Source organism: Flavobacteriales bacterium (assembly GCA_016712535.1).
GTDB lineage: Bacteria > Bacteroidota > Bacteroidia > Flavobacteriales_F > PHOS-HE28 > PHOS-HE28.
The window spans coordinates 140968-160056 of record JADJQW010000002.1 but is presented as its reverse complement, the minus strand read 5'-3'; the positions used below and the strand labels follow the sequence as shown (position 1 = coordinate 160056).

Below are 19089 nucleotides of genomic sequence, written 5' to 3'. Positions count from 1 at the left end.
CATCGCCCTTCCGCATCGCGCCCGTTCGCGGATCATCGGCCGGTGAAGCGTATCTGGTAGCGCGTGCCTTCAGTGCCGCCCTCCACCGTCATGCGCCCATTGAGCTGTTCCACGAGGCCCTCGATCAAGGTGGAGCCCAGCGTTTCTCCATCGGGCTGCAGCTTCTCCAAGGGGATGCCAGTGCCATCATCGGCGTAGAGCAGGTCGAAGGCATCGCCCTCGGCTCGATGAAGTGCGAGCGTGACGCGGCCTTTGGATCGGCCGGTGAACGCGTGCTTGAGCGAGTTGGTGATGAGCTCGTTGAGGAGCAGGCCAAGCGGCACCATGGTGCTGAGGCCGAGGCTGAGCCCTTGGTCGATGTCTGTGCTGCGCGTGATGCGCTCCTGCACATCGTTCACGCGCACCAGCTCATCGAAGAGCTCTTCGATGTAGAGCGCCACTTCGACCGTGGCGAGCTCATCGCCCTTGTAGAGCTTCTCGTGGATCAGCGCCATGCTGGTCACGCGGCTCTGGCTCTGGTCGAAGGCGGCCTGCAGCCGTTCATCGCTGAAGGAGGCCGCTTGCAGCCGAAGCAGGCTGGCGATCACCTGCAGGTTGTTCTTCACGCGGTGGTGCATCTCCTTGATGAGCACGCTGATCCGCTGGTTGGCCTCCTCGAGCTTCTCCTTCTCCGATTTCAGCGCGCGCGCCTGTTCGTCGTCGCGCAGGCGGGCGGCCTTCAGGTTCTCCTTCATGCGCGCTAGGGCGAGGCCCAATTGGTCCTGCGTACCGCGCACATTCACGGGGGCATCGTAATCGCCGCGACCGATGGCCTCCGCGCTGCGGGCCAGCGAGCGCTGGTTATCGACCATGCCATTGAAGGCCACCGCCATCGCGCCGATCTCATCGCCGCTGGTGGCGAGCACCTTCACGTTCACATCGCCAACGGCCATGGAGCGCGCGGCGCGCCCTACCTCATCCACCGTGCGGCTCACGCCGCGGGTGATCAGGAAGCCCATGATGAAAACGGCGGACACCACGGCGATGAGGGCGGCCAGCACGGCGAAGAGCCGAAGCTCAGCATCGCGGCTGTTGGCGGCGGAGCTGCTGGTGATCAACGAAAGGGATCGGGCCTCCACCGCGCGCAGCTTCTCCACCACATCGAGGGAGAGCTCCCACCATTCGCGCGGAGCGATTTCCAGGTCGGGCGACCTGCGCTGCTTCACCGTGCCGATCAGGGACCGCATGAAGTTCACATCCTCTCCTTGGAATTCCTCCTGATAGGCCTTCAGCACCTCGGCAGGCGCGTCACGCTCGAACAGCAGCACGTTGGTCTCGTAAGCGCTCACCTGCTCAGCAAGCTCCGAAACCTCGCCCGCTTCAATGGGTCGAGTGGCATAGCCGATGGTGAGTTTGTCCCTGAGCACGCTCATGGCCTCTTTGGCGCTGAGCAGTCGCAGGTGCGCATAGAGCATGTCCTTGATGCTGGGGTCGAGCTGGAGCCGGCCAGAACGTCCGAGCTCATCGAGCAGGGCCTGGTCCATGGCGCGGTAGGCGCGGCTCACGCTGCTCGGGTCGATACGGCGTTCGCGCACGCGTTGCCGCAGGATATTCAGCCCGTCGAATGGGCGCTTCGCCAGGACCGCCGCACTGATCGGATTGCCGGGCAGCTCAAGTGTGACCAGCGCGCCATCTGTCCGTGCCTGCTGCAGCTCCAGCTTCTGCGGCAGCACGTTCATGCCGGCCAGATAGCCAACTGAGATGGCGCGCTCACGCTGCAGCTCGTGCACCACATTGGCATAGAGCCCGATCAGCCGCGTCTGCTGGTCGATATACTCCATCACGTCGAGGCGCTTGAGGCTGCCATCGATCTGCTTGCCGATCAGGAGCACCATGCCCAGCACGGGCAGGCCCAAGGTCACCATGAACTTGGTGCGCACCGGCAGGTCGGCGAAGCGGAGCTTCATGCGGGCAAAGTAGCAAGGCCAGGGGCTGGGCGCCACAAGGCAGCGCAGCCTGACGGAGGCAGGTACATTCGCCCCGCCGCCATCACAGCGCGGAATGAGCGATGAAAGAGCAGTTCGACCGACTCGACCAACTTGCAGCGAAGGCCCTTGAGGGCGGCGGCCCAGAACGGATCGATGGGCAGCACAAGAAGGGCAAGCTCACCGCGCGTGAGCGCATAGGCCTGCTGCTCGATGAGGGCAGCTTCCAGGAAATCGGCCAGCTGGTGACGCACCGTAGCAGCAACTTCGGGCTGGAGAAGCAGAAGTTCCTGGGGGATGGCGTGATCACCGGTTACGGCACCATCGGCGGCCGCTTGGTGTACGTGTTCTCGCAGGATTTCACCGTGCTGGGCGGATCTCTCGCCGAGGCCCATGCGCAGAAGATCTGCCGCATCATGGACCTGGCCATGCAGAACGGGGCGCCCGTGATCGGCCTGAACGACAGCGGCGGCGCACGCATCCAGGAAGGCGTCGTGAGCCTTGGCGGCTACGCCGACATCTTCTACCGCAACGTGCGATCCAGCGGCGTCATTCCGCAGATAAGCGCCATCCTCGGACCCTGTGCCGGCGGCGCGGTGTACAGCCCTGCGCTCACCGATTTCGTGCTCATGGCCGAAGGCACAAGCTACATGTTCGTGACCGGCCCCAACGTGGTGAAGACGGTGACGCATGAAGAGGTGAGCAGCGAGGACCTGGGCGGCGCCAGCACCCATGCTACCAAGAGCGGCGTGGCGCACTTCACGGCGGCTAACGAGATCGAGGCCATCCGTCAGTTGCGCCAGCTGGTGGGCTATATCCCCAGCAATTGCGAAGAGGAGCCGCCTGTGTTACCGTACGCGCCAGGCGATGAATCGCGTCCGGAGCTGGATGCCATCATCCCTGAGAACCCGAACCAGCCCTACGACATCAGGCAGGTGATGAACGCGGTGATCGATCCCGACAGCAGCATGGAGGTGCACGCTGAATACGCGCGCAACATGGTCATCGGCTTCGCTCGCGTTGCGGGCCGCACCGTGGGCTGCGTGGCCAATCAGCCCGCCGTGCTCGCCGGTGTGCTCGACATCGATGCCAGCACCAAGGCCGCGCGCTTCGTGCGGTTCTGCGACGCTTTCAACATCCCGCTAATCACCTTCGTGGATGTGCCCGGCTTCCTGCCCGGCACGGATCAGGAATGGCGCGGCATCATCAGCCACGGCGCCAAACTGCTCTATGCCTTCAGCGAAGCAACCGTGCCGCGCATCACCATCATCACGCGGAAGGCCTATGGCGGCGCCTACGACGTGATGAACAGCAAGCACATCGGCTGTGACATGAATTTCGCCTGGCCCAGCGCGGAGATCGCTGTGATGGGCGCGAAAGGCGCCGCCGAGATCATCTTCAAGGGCGAGATCGCAAAGGCTGCGGACAAGGACGCCAAGTGGAAGGAGAAGGAGGCCGAGTACAAGGAGCAGTTCGCCAACCCCTACGAGGCTGCTGCGCGCGGTTATGTCGATGAGGTGATCCGCCCTTCGCAAACGCGGGTCAAGGTGATCGCCGCGCTCGACATGCTCCGCAACAAGGTGGACAATCTGCCGCGGAAGAAGCACGGGAACATCCCATTGTGAGCAAAGCGGGTTCGGGCTGTTGATTTCTTCGGCCCGCCCGATCCCCGCTGAGCATTCAAGGGCTGCACCTTCGTGTCGATCAAACCGTCATCCGCCATGAGTGCCCGTCCCATCGCGTTTGCCAGCCTTGCTTCCATTCTCGTGTTCTCTGCTTGCAAGAAGGAAGAAGACGGCTACTCCTCCGACAGCCCCGGCGGTGGATCAGGCAACAACACGGCCAGCACCACGCCTGCCTTCGCTGATGCCGATGGCGTGCTGGTGGCCACCCGTGCCTATGTGGTGATCAGTACGCCTCTTGGCCCTCAGGAGATCATCGCTGGCCTTGCAGCGGGCGCCTTCAGCAACGACCAATTCGTGACCCGCGTTAATGTCGGTGCCGTTTCGTGCAACGGCGAGCTGCTCGGGCCGCAAGCCGGCAATGCCTACGCCTACATCCCGCCCGCCACAAGCCCAACGGGCATCGATCTCACTGCCTCGAATGAAGTGACTTGGGTCGTTGGCGGCGGAAGCGGCTTCTCCCCCTTCACGCGCACCATCATGGGCCCGTATCCGGCCACTGGCGGAATAAATAGCGGCAGCACGGTGGTGCGCGCATCGGGGCATACCCTCTCCGTCGATGCCGTGGTCAGCGCCGACTCCGTGCTCTTCGCGGTCGGACCGGTCGCACGCACGCTCTCCGGAGGTGCCACGGCGTGCACCTTCAGCGCTGCCGAACTCAGCAGCCTGGCCACCGGATCAGCGCTGGCGCAGGTGGTGGCCTACACCTCGGCGAACGAGGTGATCGGCGGCAAACGCATCTACTTCGTGAAGCAATCGCTGCGCTCTCAGTCGGTGACGGTGCAGTGAGCTCGGCGCAACTCCAGGCCCTGGGGTGATCCGCGGATCATCATCAGGTCCATACCGCAGCGCCGGGTCTTCCGGGAACTCGCAGCTTTGCCACCATGCGCAAGCTGCTCGCCTTCGCGGCGCTCCTTTCGTCGCCGGCGCTTCCGGGTCAAACACCGGTGCTCGACAGCCTTCTGCGCGTGCTGCCCGCGCAACGAGGCGCGCAGCGATGCCGCACGCTCAGTGAGGTGCAATGGGAATTAGGCTTCCGCGATGCGCAGCGCGCACTGGCCTTTGGTGCTGAGGAATTGCGGCTGGCGGAGAGCTTGAAGGACAGCGCACTCATCGCGCAAGCGCTGAATGACATGGCGATCACCGAGTACCGGCTCGGACGGCATCGGCATGCCATTGACCTGAACATGCGGGCTCTGCGCATCCGTGCAGCCCTTCACGATTCGGTCGGCATGGCCGCGAGCCATAGCAAGGTCGGCGTGGCCTACACGGACCTCATGGAGTTCGATTCGGCTTTGGCGCACAACTATTCGGCCGCGCGCATCTATGCAGGGCTCGGAGATGTGCTCCGGTCAGCGCAGGTGCGCGGCAACATCGGGCATCTGTATCAACAGATGTCGGACCTGCCGGCGGCTGAGCGCATCACACGGGAAACGGTGGCCATCCTGCGCGGACAGCAGAATGATTATGCCTTGGCCGCTGCAATCGGCCAGCTCTGTCAAGTGCTGCAGCACATGAACCGGCCCGATGAGGCGCTCGCCGCCGGGCAGGAGGCCATGGAGCTGTACGAGAAGGTGGGGTCGAAGATGGATGTGGCCAACCTCAACAACGAGCTGGGACAGGTCAGCCGGCATCGCGGCGACGATGACGCAGGCCTGGCCTACTACAAAAGAGCGCTGGAACTCGGCGAAGAGTCCGGCGACCTGAACGGCGTGGCCACCTATGCGCTCAATGTCGCCAAGGCGCTTGTCGATCTGGGCAGGCCCAAGGAGGCGCTGCCCCTGTTCGAGCGCAGTGTGGCCCTCTGCCGCGCAGAAGGCTATGATGACCAGCGCATGTCCGCATTGGCGGGCTGGGTCGCGGCCTTGGAGCGCACCGGCGACCTGGGCGGCGCATTGGCGCTGCAAAAGGAGCTCACTGGCTTGCGCGACAGCGTGTACAGCACGCAGCGGCTGTCGGCGCTCACCGACATGCAGGTGCGCTATGAGACCGAGCGCACGGAGAAGGAGCTTGCGGAAGAGCGCCAGCGCGGGCTGGAGCAGGAGAACCGGATCGTGCGACAGCGCTTGCTCATCGCGATTTCCGCTGGGAGCGCCTTGCTGGTGCTGCTGGGGGCATGGTTCGTGGTATCACGGCAGCGCGCGCGGCTGAAGGCTGAGCGCGACGCGGCCATCATCGCTGAGCGCGACCAGGGGCTGAAGGCGTTGGTGGAATCCACCGATGCCGAGCGCAAGCGAATCGCCTCGGAGCTGCACGATGGCGTCGGGCAATTGCTCACGGGCTTGCGCATGCGCATGGAGGCGGGGGCGTCAGGCGCGCCGGACTGGGATGAACTCAAAACGCTTGCAGTTGATGCGAGCAACGAAGTGCGCGGCATCGCCCACCGCATGATGCCCCGCGCGCTCGGGGAGCTGGGCCTGGCGCCCGCCATCGGCGATATGCTGGAGAAGACCTTGAAGCTGCCAGGAATGCGCCATGCATACGAGCACTTCGGCTTGGAGGGCCGCTTGCCGCCAGAGCTCGAGACCGGGGTGTACCGCATCGCGCAGGAATTGGTGACCAATGCCGCCAAGCACGCGAAGGCGCAGCTCGTGAACGTGCAGCTGATGCGCAACAAGGGCTGGCTCATCCTGATCGTCGAGGATGACGGCGTCGGATTCGATGCTCAGGGCAGAAGCGCAGGAATCGGATTGCAGGGCCTGCGAGACCGTGCGCGCGTGCTTCGCGGAACCCTGGCCATCGCCTCCACGCCCGGAGCCGGAACCGTGGTGACCTTGCGCATCCCCTTAACCAACGGGCATCCCGAATGACCCCTATGAGCACTGTCATCCGCATCCTAGTCTGTGACGACCACCGCATCATCACCGAAGGCCTGCGCGACCTGCTCGCGCCTGCCGCCGATGTGGAATGCGTGGGCACCGCGCCGTCAGGCATTGAGGCGTTGGGCATGCTCGACCACTTGAGCGTCGACGTGCTGCTCACCGACCTTGACATGCCGGAGATGGATGGCTTCCAGTTGACTGAGCGGGCCAAGGCCAAGCACCCTGCGCTGAAAGTGGTGGTGCTCACCATGCACGATGAACCTGCCCTTGTGAAGCGCGCGCTGGAACTTGGCGCCGATGGCTATCTGGTGAAGACCGCGGGACGCGATGAGGTGCTGCTGGCGGTGCGTGAGGTAATGGCCGGGCGCAAGCATTTCGGCAGCAGCGTCATGGAAGGATTCCTCCGGCAGGGCGTTGAGGCGAAGAAGGGCAGCGAGCTGCTCAAGGACCTCAGCGAGCGCGAGGTGGAAGTGCTCGCCGCGCTGGCTGAGGGCCTAGGCAACAAGGAGATCGGCGAGCGGCTCTTCATCAGTCCGCGCACGGTCGATACGCACCGCACCAACCTCATGCGCAAGCTCGACGTGCACAACGTGGCCGGCCTCGTGCGGCTGGCGATCAAGGCCGGGCTGGTGAGCTGAGCACCTTCAAGTGAAGAGCCCGGGTTACGGCCCGGGCTCCTCATCTGCGCCATCGGCTTACGGGCCAACAGCGGCGGATGCGGTGCTCATTCCTTGAATCCGACCATGATGGCCACGCAGCCCAGATGCGTCATCTCGGTCTTGCGCTCGGGCACCCATACCACCACGCGCATCTGGGTGGTGCTGGCCGCCTTGAAATCGAAAGCGGGCTTCGGATCATCGGCCATGCTCTCGAACACGATCTTGTTGTTCTGGTCCACGAGCTTCCAGTTCACCTCGCCGAGGATCTGGTGCACGCACACCATCACGCGGTACTCCTGCCCGCTGTAGAACGTGAGGGCCACTTCGGCCTCATCGCCGGGCGCGAGCTGCGCACCGTTGAAGGTCTCGTTGAACTTGTAAGGCGCGAGGCCGGGCACGCACTTGTTCTTCGCGAACGATTTGCACTGGGCCTGGGCCGTGGTTCCCGCCAGCATCATGCCTGCGACCAGCAGCGAAGCGAATGTGATCCGGAGCATGGCGGCGATCAGTTGATGTAGGAGTTGCGTATGGTGGCGGCCTTCTCGGTGATGGCCTTGAGCTGCGAATCGGTGAGCGTTGCGGCTCCGCCCTCAGCGCCGATCACGGTGACCCCGTTCTCTTGCGTGGCGGTGACGCCACCGCCGCCGGCCTGCACCTCGGTGTACAGTTCGGCAAGGGCCTTCACGTCGGAGCGAACGCCCATCAACGTCTCGTCCTCGCCGTAGGTCTCGAGCAGCGAGACGAGGTCGGTGAGCGAGAGCTTCTGCTCGGCGATGCGCTGCTTGAGCTCGGCGCTGGGATTGGTGCGGGCCACCTGCGTGGCGATGTAGAGCCCCTCGACCCATCCGCCGGCGATCATCAGCGCGCTGATGTTCTCACGGTCGTTCACCTTCAGGTAGCGGTCCATGTCCCAGTACGTCTCGCTGATGATGTCGAGCATCTTCTCGCGGTCGTTCTGGTGCTGCTCCATCAGCCCCATCACGCTGTCGTTGAAGGCGCTGGTGACCCCGAGCTTATCAGCCAGGCGCCGTGCGCAGCTGGTGTAGAAGATGCTCTCCTGGGTGTGGTTGAAGACGCTGGCGTAGCTGAGGTCGGCGCCGTACACGCCGAGGTTGAGCGCTTGCTTGCTGGCAGCGGTGTAGGTATCGACGTTCTTCACGTCGTTGAGGATCTTGCTGTTGTAGCTGGCCCCGGCCTTCTTCAGCAGCGCGGCCGTCTCCATGGGCGAGGGGATGCTGTAGAAGATCTTCTTGGTGCGGCTCTGGCGCTCGCTCTGCGCGAGGCTGTCGGCGTCGGGGGCTTGCAGGGTGTCCTTGGGCTGCTCACCGCCGCCGCAAGCGGCAAGCAGGAGCACGAGGGCCGGCAGCAGGAGCTTGCGCGGATGAAGCATGTGGGGCATGGGCTGTGTGCGGGAGAGATCCGCTTCAAATGTCCCGTTGCTCGCCGTGGCGATCAGTGCGCCTGCAACCAGTTTTTCCCCAAGCCCATGTCAACAACGAGGGGAACGGTCAATTCCATCGCGCCTTCCATGCGTTCGCGCACGAGCGATTTCAATTCGTCCGCTTCATCGTTGTGTGCATCGAACACGAGTTCGTCGTGCACCTGCAAGAGCAACTTGCTCCGCATGCGGCGCTGCTTCAGCTCGCGGTGGATGCTGACCATGGCCACCTTGATGATGTCCGCAGCGCTGCCCTGCATGGGCGCGTTGATGGCGATGCGCTCAGCTTGGGCCCGCACGGTATTGTTGCCACTGGTGATGTCCGGCAGGTAGCGGCGGCGGCCCATCAGGGTCTTGATGTATCCGTTGGTGCGGCAATAGCCGATCATCTCATCCATGTAGTTGCGCACGCCGGGGAACTGCGCGAAGTAGTCGTCGATGATCTGCTTGGCCTCCGCGCGCGGGATGCCCAGGTTCTGGCTGAGGCCGAAGGCGCCCTGCCCATAGGCGATGCCGAAATTCACGGCCTTGGCGCGGCTGCGCTGCTCGCGCGTCACCTCGTTGATGTCCACGCTGAAGACCTTGGCTGCGGTGGCCGCATGGATGTCGAGCCCGTGGCGGAAGGCCTCCTGCATGTTGCGATCGCCGCTCATGTGCGCGATGATGCGCAGCTCGATCTGCGAGTAGTCGGCGCTGAGCAGCTGGTAGTCTTCATTGCGCGGCACGAAGGCCTTGCGGATCTCACGGCCCTTCTCGGTGCGGATGGGGATGTTCTGCAGGTTGGGGTCGTTGCTGGCCAGGCGGCCCGTGGCGGCAACCGTCTGCAAGTAGCTGGTGTGGACGCGGTGCGTTGCTGGATCAGCGGCTTCGGGCAGCGTGTCCACGTACGTGCCCTTCAGCTTGCGCAGGCTGCGGTAGTCGAGGATGAGCGGGATCACCGGATGCGCATGGCTCAGCTCCTGGAGGATATCCTCGCTGGTCTGGTACTGACCGGTCTTCGCGGTCTTCTTGATCCGGTCCCCGCCGAGCTTGAGCGTCTCGAAGAGCACATCGCCGAGCTGCTTGGGCGAGTCGATGTTGAATGGCACGCCGCTGCTCGCGTGGATGGCTTCCTGCAAGCGGATCAGCTCGGCGCCCAGTTCCTCGCTGAATTGCTTCAGCGCAGGGATGTCGATGCGGATGCCCTCGGTCTCCATGTCGGCGAGCACGTGCACCAGCGGCATCTCGACGTCGTTGAAGAGCGAAGCCACCTCATCCTTTTCCAGCAAGGGCGAGAACAACCCCGATAGCTGCCAGGTGATGTCGGCATCCTCCGCGGCGTACTCCTTCACGGCGTTGAGGTCCGCATCGCGCATGCTCTTCTGCACCTTGCCTCGTCCTTTCTCGCCGATGAGCGTCTCGATCGGCACGGGCCGGTAACTCAGATAGGCCTCACTCAGGTAGTCCATGCCGTGCTTCTGCTGATCGGGTTTCAGCAGGTAGTGCGCCACCATCGTATCGAAGAGCGGGCCCTTCACTTCCACGCCGTACTTCGCCAGCACGCGGATGTCGTACTTGGCGTTCTGCGCCACCTTGCCGATCGCTTCATTCTCCAGGACGGGCTTGAAGATGTCCACGACGCGCTGGGCCTCGGCACGGTCCTCCGGCACGGGGACGTAGTAGCCCTCGTGCGCCTTCCAGCTGAAGGCGAGGCCTACCAGCTCCGCCGTGCGCTCGTCGGTTCCGGTGGTCTCTGTGTCGAAGCAGAAGCGCGGCTGTTTCTTCAGTTGCGCCGCGAGCATGTACATCTTCTCTTCTGTGTCCTCCAGCAGATAGCGGTGAGCCACGGTGTCGATGTTGCCGAACTCTTTCAGCTCGACATTGCCTTCTGCATCCACGCTTGTTCCGAAGAGGTCCACTTGCCCTGGTGGCGCTGCTCCCGATTTCCTGGTGGTATCGGTCACCGCGACGCCCGCCGATGGGCGGGACGAAGCGGTCCCGTCACCCTTCAACGCACCCTCTCCGCCCAGCACCCGGCCGGTGAGGTTCTTGAATTCCAATTCGCTGAACACCTCCAGCACCTTGGCTGCATCGGGCGGGTCGAGCGTTAGGGCCGTGTGGTCCAATTCCACTGGCGCGTTGATGTTGATGGTCGCGAGCGCCTTGCTCATGCGCCCCTGCTCAGCGAACGCGATGACGTTCTCCTTCTGCTTGCCCTTGAGCTGATCCACGCCCTCGATCACGCCCTCCAATGACCCGAATTGCTGCACCAGCTTGATCGCGGTCTTCTCGCCGATGCCAGGGATGCCGGGGATGTTGTCCACCGCATCGCCCATGAGGCCGAGGATATCCTTCACCTGTTGCGTGCTGGTGAGCCCTCCCCAGCGATCACAGATCTCCTTGGGGCCGAGCTTCTCCGGCGGGTCTCCGCCGCGTCCCGGCTTGTACATGATGATCTTGTCCGTGACCAATTGCCCGAAGTCCTTATCGGGCGTGACCATGAAGGTGGTGTAGCCTTCTTGCTCGGCCTTCTTCGCCAGGGTGCCGATCACGTCATCGGCCTCGTATCCATCGCTCTCGAGGATGGGGATGTTGAGGGCCTCGATGATGCGGCGGATGTACACCAGGTTGCTTCGGATGTCGTCGGGCATCTCCTCGCGGTTGGCCTTGTAGTCGAGGAGGGTCTCGTGGCGCTCGGTGGGCGCGGCGGTGTCGAAGACCACGGCGATGTGCGTGGGCTTCTCGCGCTTGATCAGGTCCAGGAGCGTGGTGGTGAAGCCGAAGGCCGCACTGGTGTTGAATCCCTTGCTGTTCACGCGCGGCGCGCGGATGAAGCTGAAGTAGGCGCGGTAGATGAGCGCGAAGGCGTCCAGGAGGAAGAGGCGCTTGTCCTCGGCAGCCGGGGTATTCTGGGTCGGTTCGGACATGGGGGCAAGGTAGTTTCGGTGGGAAGGCTCGGATGGCATGAGCAACGGCATCCCGGACGGGGCCGTCAACCTCCTAGATTCGGCGCCTCGCCGCTATGACCCGCCGTACGCTCCTGACTTTGATCGCGATCGTGGCCTTGGTGCTGGCGTGCCGCCATGAGCCCGCGGAGATGGCCGCGCCAGCGCCGCCCGCCGATCCGGAGGAGGCGGTGAGCATGGACTTGGACCAAGTGCCTTATCCCACGCTCTCGCAGTACCGCTTCTTCAATGGGCCCATGGCCGCGCACCAGCCCAATGGCGGGGTGCTTCCATATGATGTGATCACGCCGCTTTTCAGCGATTACGCGCATAAGTTCCGATTCGTGTGGATGCCCCCCGGAACCAGCGCAAGCCACGTGGGCGACAATGTCCCGCTCGATTTCCCGAACGGCACGGCGCTCATCAAGAGCTTCTACTTCGACAACGTGCAACCAGCCAACGCCAGGCGGATCCTTGAAACGCGTGTGATGATCAAACGCGATGGCCAATGGCTCTTCGCCGATTATGTCTGGAACGACGAGCAGACCGAAGCCGTCCTGGACCTGAATGGCCGATTCGTGCCCCTCACTTGGCGCGATGACCAGGGCAACGACCGCGTCCAGCAATACCGCATCCCGGCATGGGCCGAGTGCTTCACATGCCACAAGCAGAACGATGTAGCCATGCCCATCGGCCCCAAGCTGCGCAATCTGGCGCGCACGGTGGATTATGCCAGCGGCCCCGCTGACCAGATCGGGAAATGGGTGGATGCCGGCTACCTGCAGCCGGGCTTCCCCGCCCCGCAGCCCGTGGCCCGCTGGGACGATCCGGGCACCTCGCTCAATGACCGTGTCCGTGCCTATGTGGACATGAACTGCGCGCATTGCCACTCCGAAGGCAAGCACTGCGATTACCGGCCCATGCGCTTCGCGTGGCAGGAAACCGCCAATCCGGTGAACCTCGGCGTTTGCGTTGAACCGGAGGACCCGCTGCCTGGCGAGCCGCAGCTCACATACATCGTGGCGCCCTCGAACACCTACAGGAGCATGCTGCTCCACCGCATCTCGAGCACCGATGAAGCCGTCAGGATGCCATTACTTGGCCGCACTGTGGTGCACGCCGAAGCAGTGGCACTCGCCACGGAATGGATAAACTCGCTGCCCGGACCCTGCAATTGAACCTGAACCAAACCCAAGGAAGCATGAACCATCGTTACCTCGTCGCGCTAGCCGCCGTCCTTTCCATCGCGCGGGCTCAAGCGCAAAGCACCTGCGCGAGTCCACTGCCTGCATTGGCAGGCATGACCTACACGGTCGATACCGTGATCGGCACCGATGTGCCCTCGCCCGTTTGCAGTTCCGGCGGCACCGGGGCCACCAGCAGCGAGTGGTTCGTTTACACCGCAACGGACTACGTGACCGTGACCGTGAGCAGCGACCTCACGCAGAATGGCAATACCGACACGCGTGTGCAGATCTACAGCGGCGCATGCGGCAGCCTCACTTGCGTAGGTGGGGATGACGACAGCGGCGCCGGCCTGCTTACCGTCGCCATCTTTAATGCTTACGCAGGTCAGAGCTACCTGATCGCTTGGGACAACCGCTATTCCAGCTCGGGATTCGATTTCACCGTCAGTGAGCAGCCTTGGGACCCCACGGCCATCAGCTTCACCAACCAAGCCGTCAGCACGAGCGGGAATGCCTATGCCGCTGTTGACATGAACAATGATGGTTTCGACGATATCGTGTCGGTGACGGCCACGATCATCCGTGTCCACTACCAGCAACCCGATGGCACCTTCAGCATGGTGGATTACGAGACCACCTCGGCGGATTACACTCCGAGCTGGAGCATGGCCGCCGGCGACATCGATGGCAATGGCTTCCTGGACCTGCTCTACGGCGGCGGCAGCGGGGTGACCTTCATGGTGGCCAATGCTGATGGCACCGGCTTCACGGAGGTGAGCGGCCCGCAGTACGTGTTCTCACAGCGGAGCAACTTCGTGGACATCAACAACGATGGCAACCTCGACGCCTTCGTGTGCCACGATGTGCAGCCTAACGTTTACTACATCAATGATGGAACCGGGCAGCTCTCTTACATCCAAGGCGGATTGGGCAACACGCCCGACGGGGGCAACTACGGCAGCATCTGGATCGACTACAACAACGACCACAAGATCGACCTCTTCATCGCCAAGTGCCGTGGCAGCAACCAGTCTCCTGCTAGCGTGGACCAGATGCACCAGAACAATGGCGACGGCACCTTCACCGATGTGGCCGCGCCGCTCGGGCTTGCCGATTACCACTTGAGCTGGAGCAGCGCCTGGGCCGATTTCGACCTCGACGGAGACATGGATGTGCTCATCGGTTCGAGCTCCATGGCGCAAGGCGGGCACAAGCTCATGCGCAACGATGGCGCGACATTCTCGAACATGACCGTCGGCTCCGGCTTCGATGTGTTCGGCGGCACCAGCATCGAATGGGTCGCGCACGACTTCAACAACGATGGCCGGGTCGATGTTCTGGGCGCCAGCAACACCATCCACTTCAATAACGGCGACTGGACCTTCACCCCGATCGTGGTCACCGCCGGCAGCGGTCCGATCGCAGACCTGAACAACGATGGATTCCTTGATGTGCTCAACGGCGGCACTATTCGCCTGAATACCGGCAACGGCAACAACTGGCTTCGGGTGAACCTGCATGGCACCTTGAGCAATGTCAACGGCATCGGGGCTCGGGTGGCGATCACCAGTGCATCAGGTACCCAGATTCGGGACATCAAGAGCGGCGATGGCTTCCGGTACATGAGCTTCCTCGGCGCGCATTTCGGACTTGGTGACGACGAATTGGTGGAGCAGGTGGCGGTGTATTGGCCCAGCGGTACCGTGGATGTGATCACCGATGTTGCTGTGAACGAGGTGCTCGATGTCACGGAGAGCCTCAGTACCGAAGTCGCTGAGCTTCCCGCCGGGGCGTACACCTTGAGCCCGAACCCTGCATCGGACCGCATCACCATAGCTGGTGAGCTTTCGGGGGCCACGGCGATTTTGCTGGATGGTGCTGGCCGGGTGGTTCTGCGCGCGAACGCCGCAGACGGCGTCATCGATGTAAGCCGCTTGGCCACGGGTTCATATGTGCTGCACTTGGTCACGGCTGGCGGCACTTGGAAGGAGCGGATTACCAAGCTCTGACCACAACGTACCGTACCGGCTGCCCCGTTCCGATATCCGGTTCGGGGCAGCCTTTTTCAGGGGATTGCGTATAAATAGCTGAGGCCCACTATATTTACTCGTTATTGGCGAAAGGCCATGCTGGCTCTGCAACGCGCATATCATCGATGTAGGGCGCATTTTGCGCGGTTGCTGGTATTGATTCCGATACTCTGTGCAACGCAGATGCGCGCTGACCATTTTTCCGGCGCTAGCATCAGCTACCAGTGCTTGGGTGGCAACCAGTACCGCATCAGCCTCGACCTGTTCTTGGATTGCGCAGGCGTAGCCATCACTCCGCATTCGTTGAACTTCAGCAACAATTGCGGCGTGAGCTTCACCATTTCCAACCTCACGCCTGTTTCGGTCACAGAGGTGTCGCAGCTCTGCCCTTCGCAAACAGCGAACAGCACGTGCAATGGCGGTACGCAGCCGAGCTTCCGGAAGTACCGGTTCCAGACCACCCTCTTCCTTTCGCCTTGCAACTCTTGGACGATCGACTGGTACACCTGCTGCCGGAACACCACCGAGAACGTGATGTTCACCCCCGGCATGTATGTGTCTGCAACGCTGAACAACACGGGCGGCCTGTGCGATAATTCGCCAGTATTCAATGACGTGGGCATCCCGTATGTGTGCGTCAACCAGCCGGTGGCGTACAATCTCGGCGCTAGTGACCCTGATGGGAACCTGCTGAGCTACAGCCTGATTTCTGCTCGCTTCGGCATGCCTGCGCCTACCAATGTGACCTACGATCCGGGCTACTCGGCGACAGCGCCGATTCCCGGCATCGTCCTGAACCCGGTCACCGGCCAGCTCAGCTTCTTCCCAACGATCACCGGCTATTTCGTGGTGGTTGTCCAAGTGAAATCATTCACCAGCGGAGGCCAGCTCATCGGTACAGTGATGCGCGATCTGATGTTCGCTGTGGTGGTCTGCGACGGTACCCCACCTACGACGATCGGACTATCAAGCGGTACCAATGGCGTATCGTTCGGTCCTGGAACATTCGTTGCATGTTCCGGCAATAGCTTCTGTGTCTCGATGCAGTTCAGCGACCCGAATCCTGGCCAATCCATCACGGTGACCTCCAATGCAGCGGCTGTCCTGCCGGGGGCCACATTCACCACGACCGGCACGAATCCCGTTACAGCCACGGTGTGCTGGACCGCCACGGCAGGGGCTTTCCCGATAGGCATCGCCTTCCAAGCCACCGACAACGCATGTCCCGTAGCCAACACATCCTCATTCGCCATTACAGCACTTGACTGCGCGTATTTGCCGGTGGAGCTGCTTGATTTCACTGCCACGCCCGAACAGGAAGGCGTTGCGTTGCGGTGGCGCACGGGATCGGAACAAGGCACGCGCTCGTTCATGGTCGAGCGAGGCCCGGAGCCAAGCCGTTTGGATCCGATCGGAAGCGTGCAAGCCGACGGGAACTCGGTCTCGGAGCGCGCTTATGCCTTCATGGACCGGGAACCCCTCAACGGACTCGCGTATTACCGTTTGCGCATCTCCGATTGGGATGGCAGCGAAGAGCTTGGGCCAATGGTCCCGGTTTGGGCAAACGGAACCGGCAATGCCTGTGCAGTGGCCATGGCCGACGGCTGGTCGGTTTCTGGTGCTGTGCCTGGCGCGCAATGGCGCTTGCTCAGCGTGAATGGCGCGTTGCGGTCCGAGGGCAGGGCGGATGGCACTGGGACCTTCAAGGTCAGCATCCACGCATACACACCGGCATTGCTGGTCATCGAATCAGGCGCTGGACGCGTGCGGCTGAAGCTGCCTGTGCTGGCTGGACTGGAGCCCGGGGCGCGGGTCACGGCGCTTCCCTGAGCTGGTCAACGCTCCTTCCACACGACCTCGAGCACGGTGCGGCCCACAGCATCCAGCGTGGCAGGGTCGATCACGTCCATGTCATCGTCGTGCGTGTGCCAGCTGGGGTGGAAGGCATTGGTGCTCTCGTGGAACTCGATGATATCGATCGTGGGGATGCGAAGGCGCTCATTGATGGGCAGATGATCATCGGTGCCCACGAAGAACTTGGTCTCCTGCACGAACCGGTCGCCGTGGCCAATGGCGCCAGCCGTGCGCCACACCTTGGCCACTATGGCGGGCGCGTACTTCATGCTGAGGGCCTCGCGGTAGAAGCGCGCGTCCTTGGCCCCGCACATGTCGAGCAGGATGCCGAAGCGCGCCGTATAGCCCGCGACATGCGGGTTCTTGGCGAAGTGCTGCGAGCCCAGCGCCCAGGTGTCGACGCTCTTCTCATCGATTCCCATGGCACCGCTGGGCTGGCCGTAATCCTCCACGTCCGTGAAGAGCAGGTCGATGCCGGGCCCGTGTTCCTTGGCGCTGAGATGGCGCGCTAGCTCGAGCAGGATCCCCACACCGCTTCCGCCGTCATTCGCTCCGAGGATGGGCTCGTGAGGCCGCTCATCGTCCTTATCGGCGAAGGGCCGCGTGTCATAGTGCGCGAGCAGCAGGATGCGATCCTTCGCAAGCGGGTTGAAGGAGGCGATGATGTTGCGCAACGGGAGCTCCTTGCCATTGAAGGCCTTCACGGTGCCTTTCTGTTCGGTCACCTCGGCCCCATGGCCCTTGAGCTTGGTCACCATCCAATCAGCGCAGGCCGTGTGCTGCGGAGTGCCAGGTACGCGCGGGCCGAAGCTCACCTGCTTGGCAACGAAAGCATAGGCGCTATCGGGATTGAAGAGGGGTGCGGGCGGAAGCGCCGGGAGAGCGGCATCACTGCCCTGCGACCGCATTGGCTGATCGGTGCCGCAGCGCATCAGCGGGAGCGCGAGCATTGCCGCAAAGCCGAGAAGAAGCGCAGCGGCTCCGAACTTTCCTTTCTTTCTCATCTGCGTTCCCAGGTTGTGCCATCCTTGGTGTCCTTGAGCACGACGCCGATGGCGGCGAGCCGGTCGCGGATGGCATCGCCGGTCGCGAAGTCCTTGCGGCCCTTGGCCTCTGCGCGCAGGCGGATGAACTCCTTCACCAGCGCATCCAGCGCGTTGTCGTTGGTCGGGCTCGCGGTCGCTTCATCGCGCAATCCCAGCACTTCGCGCACCATCGTTCGCATCAACGCGCGCAGCTTCTCCACAGAGGCGGCCGTGAGCTTCAGTTTCCCGTCGTTCACTGAGTTGATGATGCGCGCGGCCTCGAATAATTCGGCGATCATCACTGGAGTATTCAAGTCATCGTTCATGGCCGCGCAGCAGCGCTGCTCGATTGCGGCGATGTCGGCCTCATCAGCATCCGAAGTCTTCAGCCTCGGCAGCAGCGCCATCGCCTTCATCAATCTCTCCAGCCCTTTCTCGGAGGCCTGCATGGCCGCGTTGCTGAAGTCGAGCGTGTTGGCGTAATGGCATTGCAGCATGAAGAAGCGCACCGTCATGGCACTGTAGCCCTTCTCCAGCAGCTTGTGCTTGCCCGTGAGCAGCTCTTCCGGCGTGAAGCCGTTGCCCTCGCTCTTGGCCATCTTACGGCCATTCACGGTGAGCATGTTGCCGTGCATCCAATAGCGCACCGGCGCATGGCCATCGGCCGCCACGCTCTGCGCGATCTCGCATTCGTGGTGCGGGAACTTCAGGTCCATGCCGCCGCCGTGGATGTCGAAGGTCTGGCCGAGATACTTGGTGCTCATGGCGCTGCACTCCAGGTGCCAGCCAGGGAAGCCCTCGCCCCAGGGGCTGGGCCACTTCATGAGGTGCTGCGGCTCGGCCTTCTTCCAGATCGCGAAATCGAGCGGGCTGCGCTTCTCGTCCATGCCCTCGGTATCGCGCGTGTTGGCCAGCAGCTCGTCGATCTTCCGGCCGCTCAGCTCGCCGTACGCGTGCTGTTCCGCGAATTTCGGCACATCGAAGTACACGCTTCCGTTCGCCTCGTAGCCGTATCCGCTGGCCACGATGCGCTTCACCATCTCGATTTGCTCGATCAAATGGCCCGTGGCCGTGGGCTCGATGCTCGGCGGCAGGATGTTGAAGAGCCGCATGACATCATGGAAGCCATTGGTGTACTTCTGCACGATCTCCATGGGCTCCAATTGCTCCAGGCGCGCGCGCTTGGCGATCTTGTCCTCGCCGTGGTCCACATCATCGACCAAGTGGCCCACATCGGTGATGTTGCGCACGTAGCGCACCTTGAAGCCGATGTGCGTGAGCCAGCGGTAGAGCACGTCGAAGGTTAGGAAGCTGCGCACGTTGCCCAGGTGGACATCGCTGTATACCGTGGGGCCGCACACGTACAAGCCCACGTGCGGCGGCCGCAGCGGGGTGAACTCCTCCTTGCGGCGGGTGAGCGTGTTGGTGATGAAGAGCGGGCCGGGATTCATGTCGTATCAGGCGGCCGAAGGTAGAAGGGAGGGTGTGGCTGCTGACCGCTGGA

At 62.9% G+C, this 19089-nt stretch carries 13 protein-coding genes; 7 read left to right on the top strand and 6 right to left on the bottom strand.

What is annotated here, in order from left to right; all coding sequences use genetic code 11:
- Nucleotides 1-32 precede the first annotated feature (32 nt).
- Nucleotides 33-1946: a nitrate- and nitrite sensing domain-containing protein gene (locus tag IPK70_00635; protein ID MBK8225663.1), complete on the bottom strand. Its 1914-nt coding sequence runs from the start codon at nucleotides 1944-1946 to the stop codon at nucleotides 33-35.
- Nucleotides 1947-2047: 101 nt separating this feature from the next.
- Here IPK70_00635 and IPK70_00630 point away from each other — a divergent pair, with 101 nt between their 5' ends.
- From IPK70_00630 to IPK70_00615, 4 genes are all read left to right on the top strand, one after another.
- Complete coding sequence (locus tag IPK70_00630) at nucleotides 2048-3589, top strand: acyl-CoA carboxylase subunit beta (protein ID MBK8225662.1); 1542 nt, start codon at nucleotides 2048-2050, stop codon at nucleotides 3587-3589.
- Between the two features lie 96 nt (nucleotides 3590-3685).
- A complete protein-coding gene (locus IPK70_00625; GenBank protein MBK8225661.1) occupies nucleotides 3686-4435 on the top strand; it encodes a hypothetical protein in 750 nt (249 codons plus the stop codon).
- 95 nt (nucleotides 4436-4530) lie between these two features.
- A complete protein-coding gene (locus tag IPK70_00620) occupies nucleotides 4531-6456 on the top strand; it encodes a sensor histidine kinase (protein MBK8225660.1) in 1926 nt (641 codons plus the stop codon).
- A gap of 5 nt (nucleotides 6457-6461) precedes the next feature.
- Nucleotides 6462-7106 carry a response regulator transcription factor gene (locus IPK70_00615; GenBank protein MBK8225659.1) on the top strand — a complete coding sequence of 215 codons (645 nt, stop codon included), beginning with the start codon at nucleotides 6462-6464 and terminating at the stop codon, nucleotides 7104-7106.
- Between the two features lie 86 nt (nucleotides 7107-7192).
- Here the strand turns inward: IPK70_00615 and IPK70_00610 are convergent, their stop codons facing one another.
- Genes IPK70_00610 through polA form a run of 3 tightly spaced genes read right to left on the bottom strand, consistent with a single transcriptional unit; the run spans nucleotide 7193 to nucleotide 11471 of the window.
- Nucleotides 7193-7624 (bottom strand): hypothetical protein, encoded by a 432-nt coding sequence (locus IPK70_00610; protein ID MBK8225658.1) that lies wholly within the window; start codon nucleotides 7622-7624, stop codon nucleotides 7193-7195.
- Nucleotides 7625-7632: 8 nt separating this feature from the next.
- Complete coding sequence (locus IPK70_00605) at nucleotides 7633-8526, bottom strand: hypothetical protein (GenBank protein MBK8225657.1); 894 nt, start codon at nucleotides 8524-8526, stop codon at nucleotides 7633-7635.
- Between the two features lie 53 nt (nucleotides 8527-8579).
- Nucleotides 8580-11471 carry a DNA polymerase I gene (gene polA, locus IPK70_00600; GenBank protein ID MBK8225656.1) on the bottom strand — a complete coding sequence of 964 codons (2892 nt, stop codon included), beginning with the start codon at nucleotides 11469-11471 and terminating at the stop codon, nucleotides 8580-8582.
- Nucleotides 11472-11566: 95 nt separating this feature from the next.
- On the opposite strand from polA, the gene IPK70_00595 reads away from it, so the two are divergent.
- The 3 genes from IPK70_00595 to IPK70_00585 all read left to right on the top strand — a co-directional run bounded on the left by IPK70_00595 (nucleotide 11567) and on the right by IPK70_00585 (nucleotide 16536).
- Nucleotides 11567-12667 (top strand): hypothetical protein, encoded by a 1101-nt coding sequence (locus IPK70_00595; GenBank protein ID MBK8225655.1) that lies wholly within the window; start codon nucleotides 11567-11569, stop codon nucleotides 12665-12667.
- A 23-nt stretch (nucleotides 12668-12690) separates the two neighbouring features.
- Complete coding sequence (locus tag IPK70_00590; protein ID MBK8225654.1) at nucleotides 12691-14685, top strand: VCBS repeat-containing protein; 1995 nt, start codon at nucleotides 12691-12693, stop codon at nucleotides 14683-14685.
- A 204-nt stretch (nucleotides 14686-14889) separates the two neighbouring features.
- Entirely contained in the window at nucleotides 14890-16536 is a 1647-nt protein-coding gene (locus tag IPK70_00585; GenBank protein ID MBK8225653.1) for a hypothetical protein, read from the top strand.
- A gap of 5 nt (nucleotides 16537-16541) precedes the next feature.
- Here the strand turns inward: IPK70_00585 and IPK70_00580 are convergent, their stop codons facing one another.
- Nucleotides 16542-17564: a M28 family peptidase gene (locus tag IPK70_00580; protein MBK8225652.1), complete on the bottom strand. Its 1023-nt coding sequence runs from the start codon at nucleotides 17562-17564 to the stop codon at nucleotides 16542-16544.
- Entirely contained in the window at nucleotides 17561-19036 is a 1476-nt protein-coding gene (locus tag IPK70_00575) for a cysteine--tRNA ligase (GenBank protein ID MBK8225651.1), read from the bottom strand. Before IPK70_00575 ends, IPK70_00580 begins: the two co-directional genes overlap by 4 nt.
- Nucleotides 19037-19089: the final 53 nt, after the last annotated feature.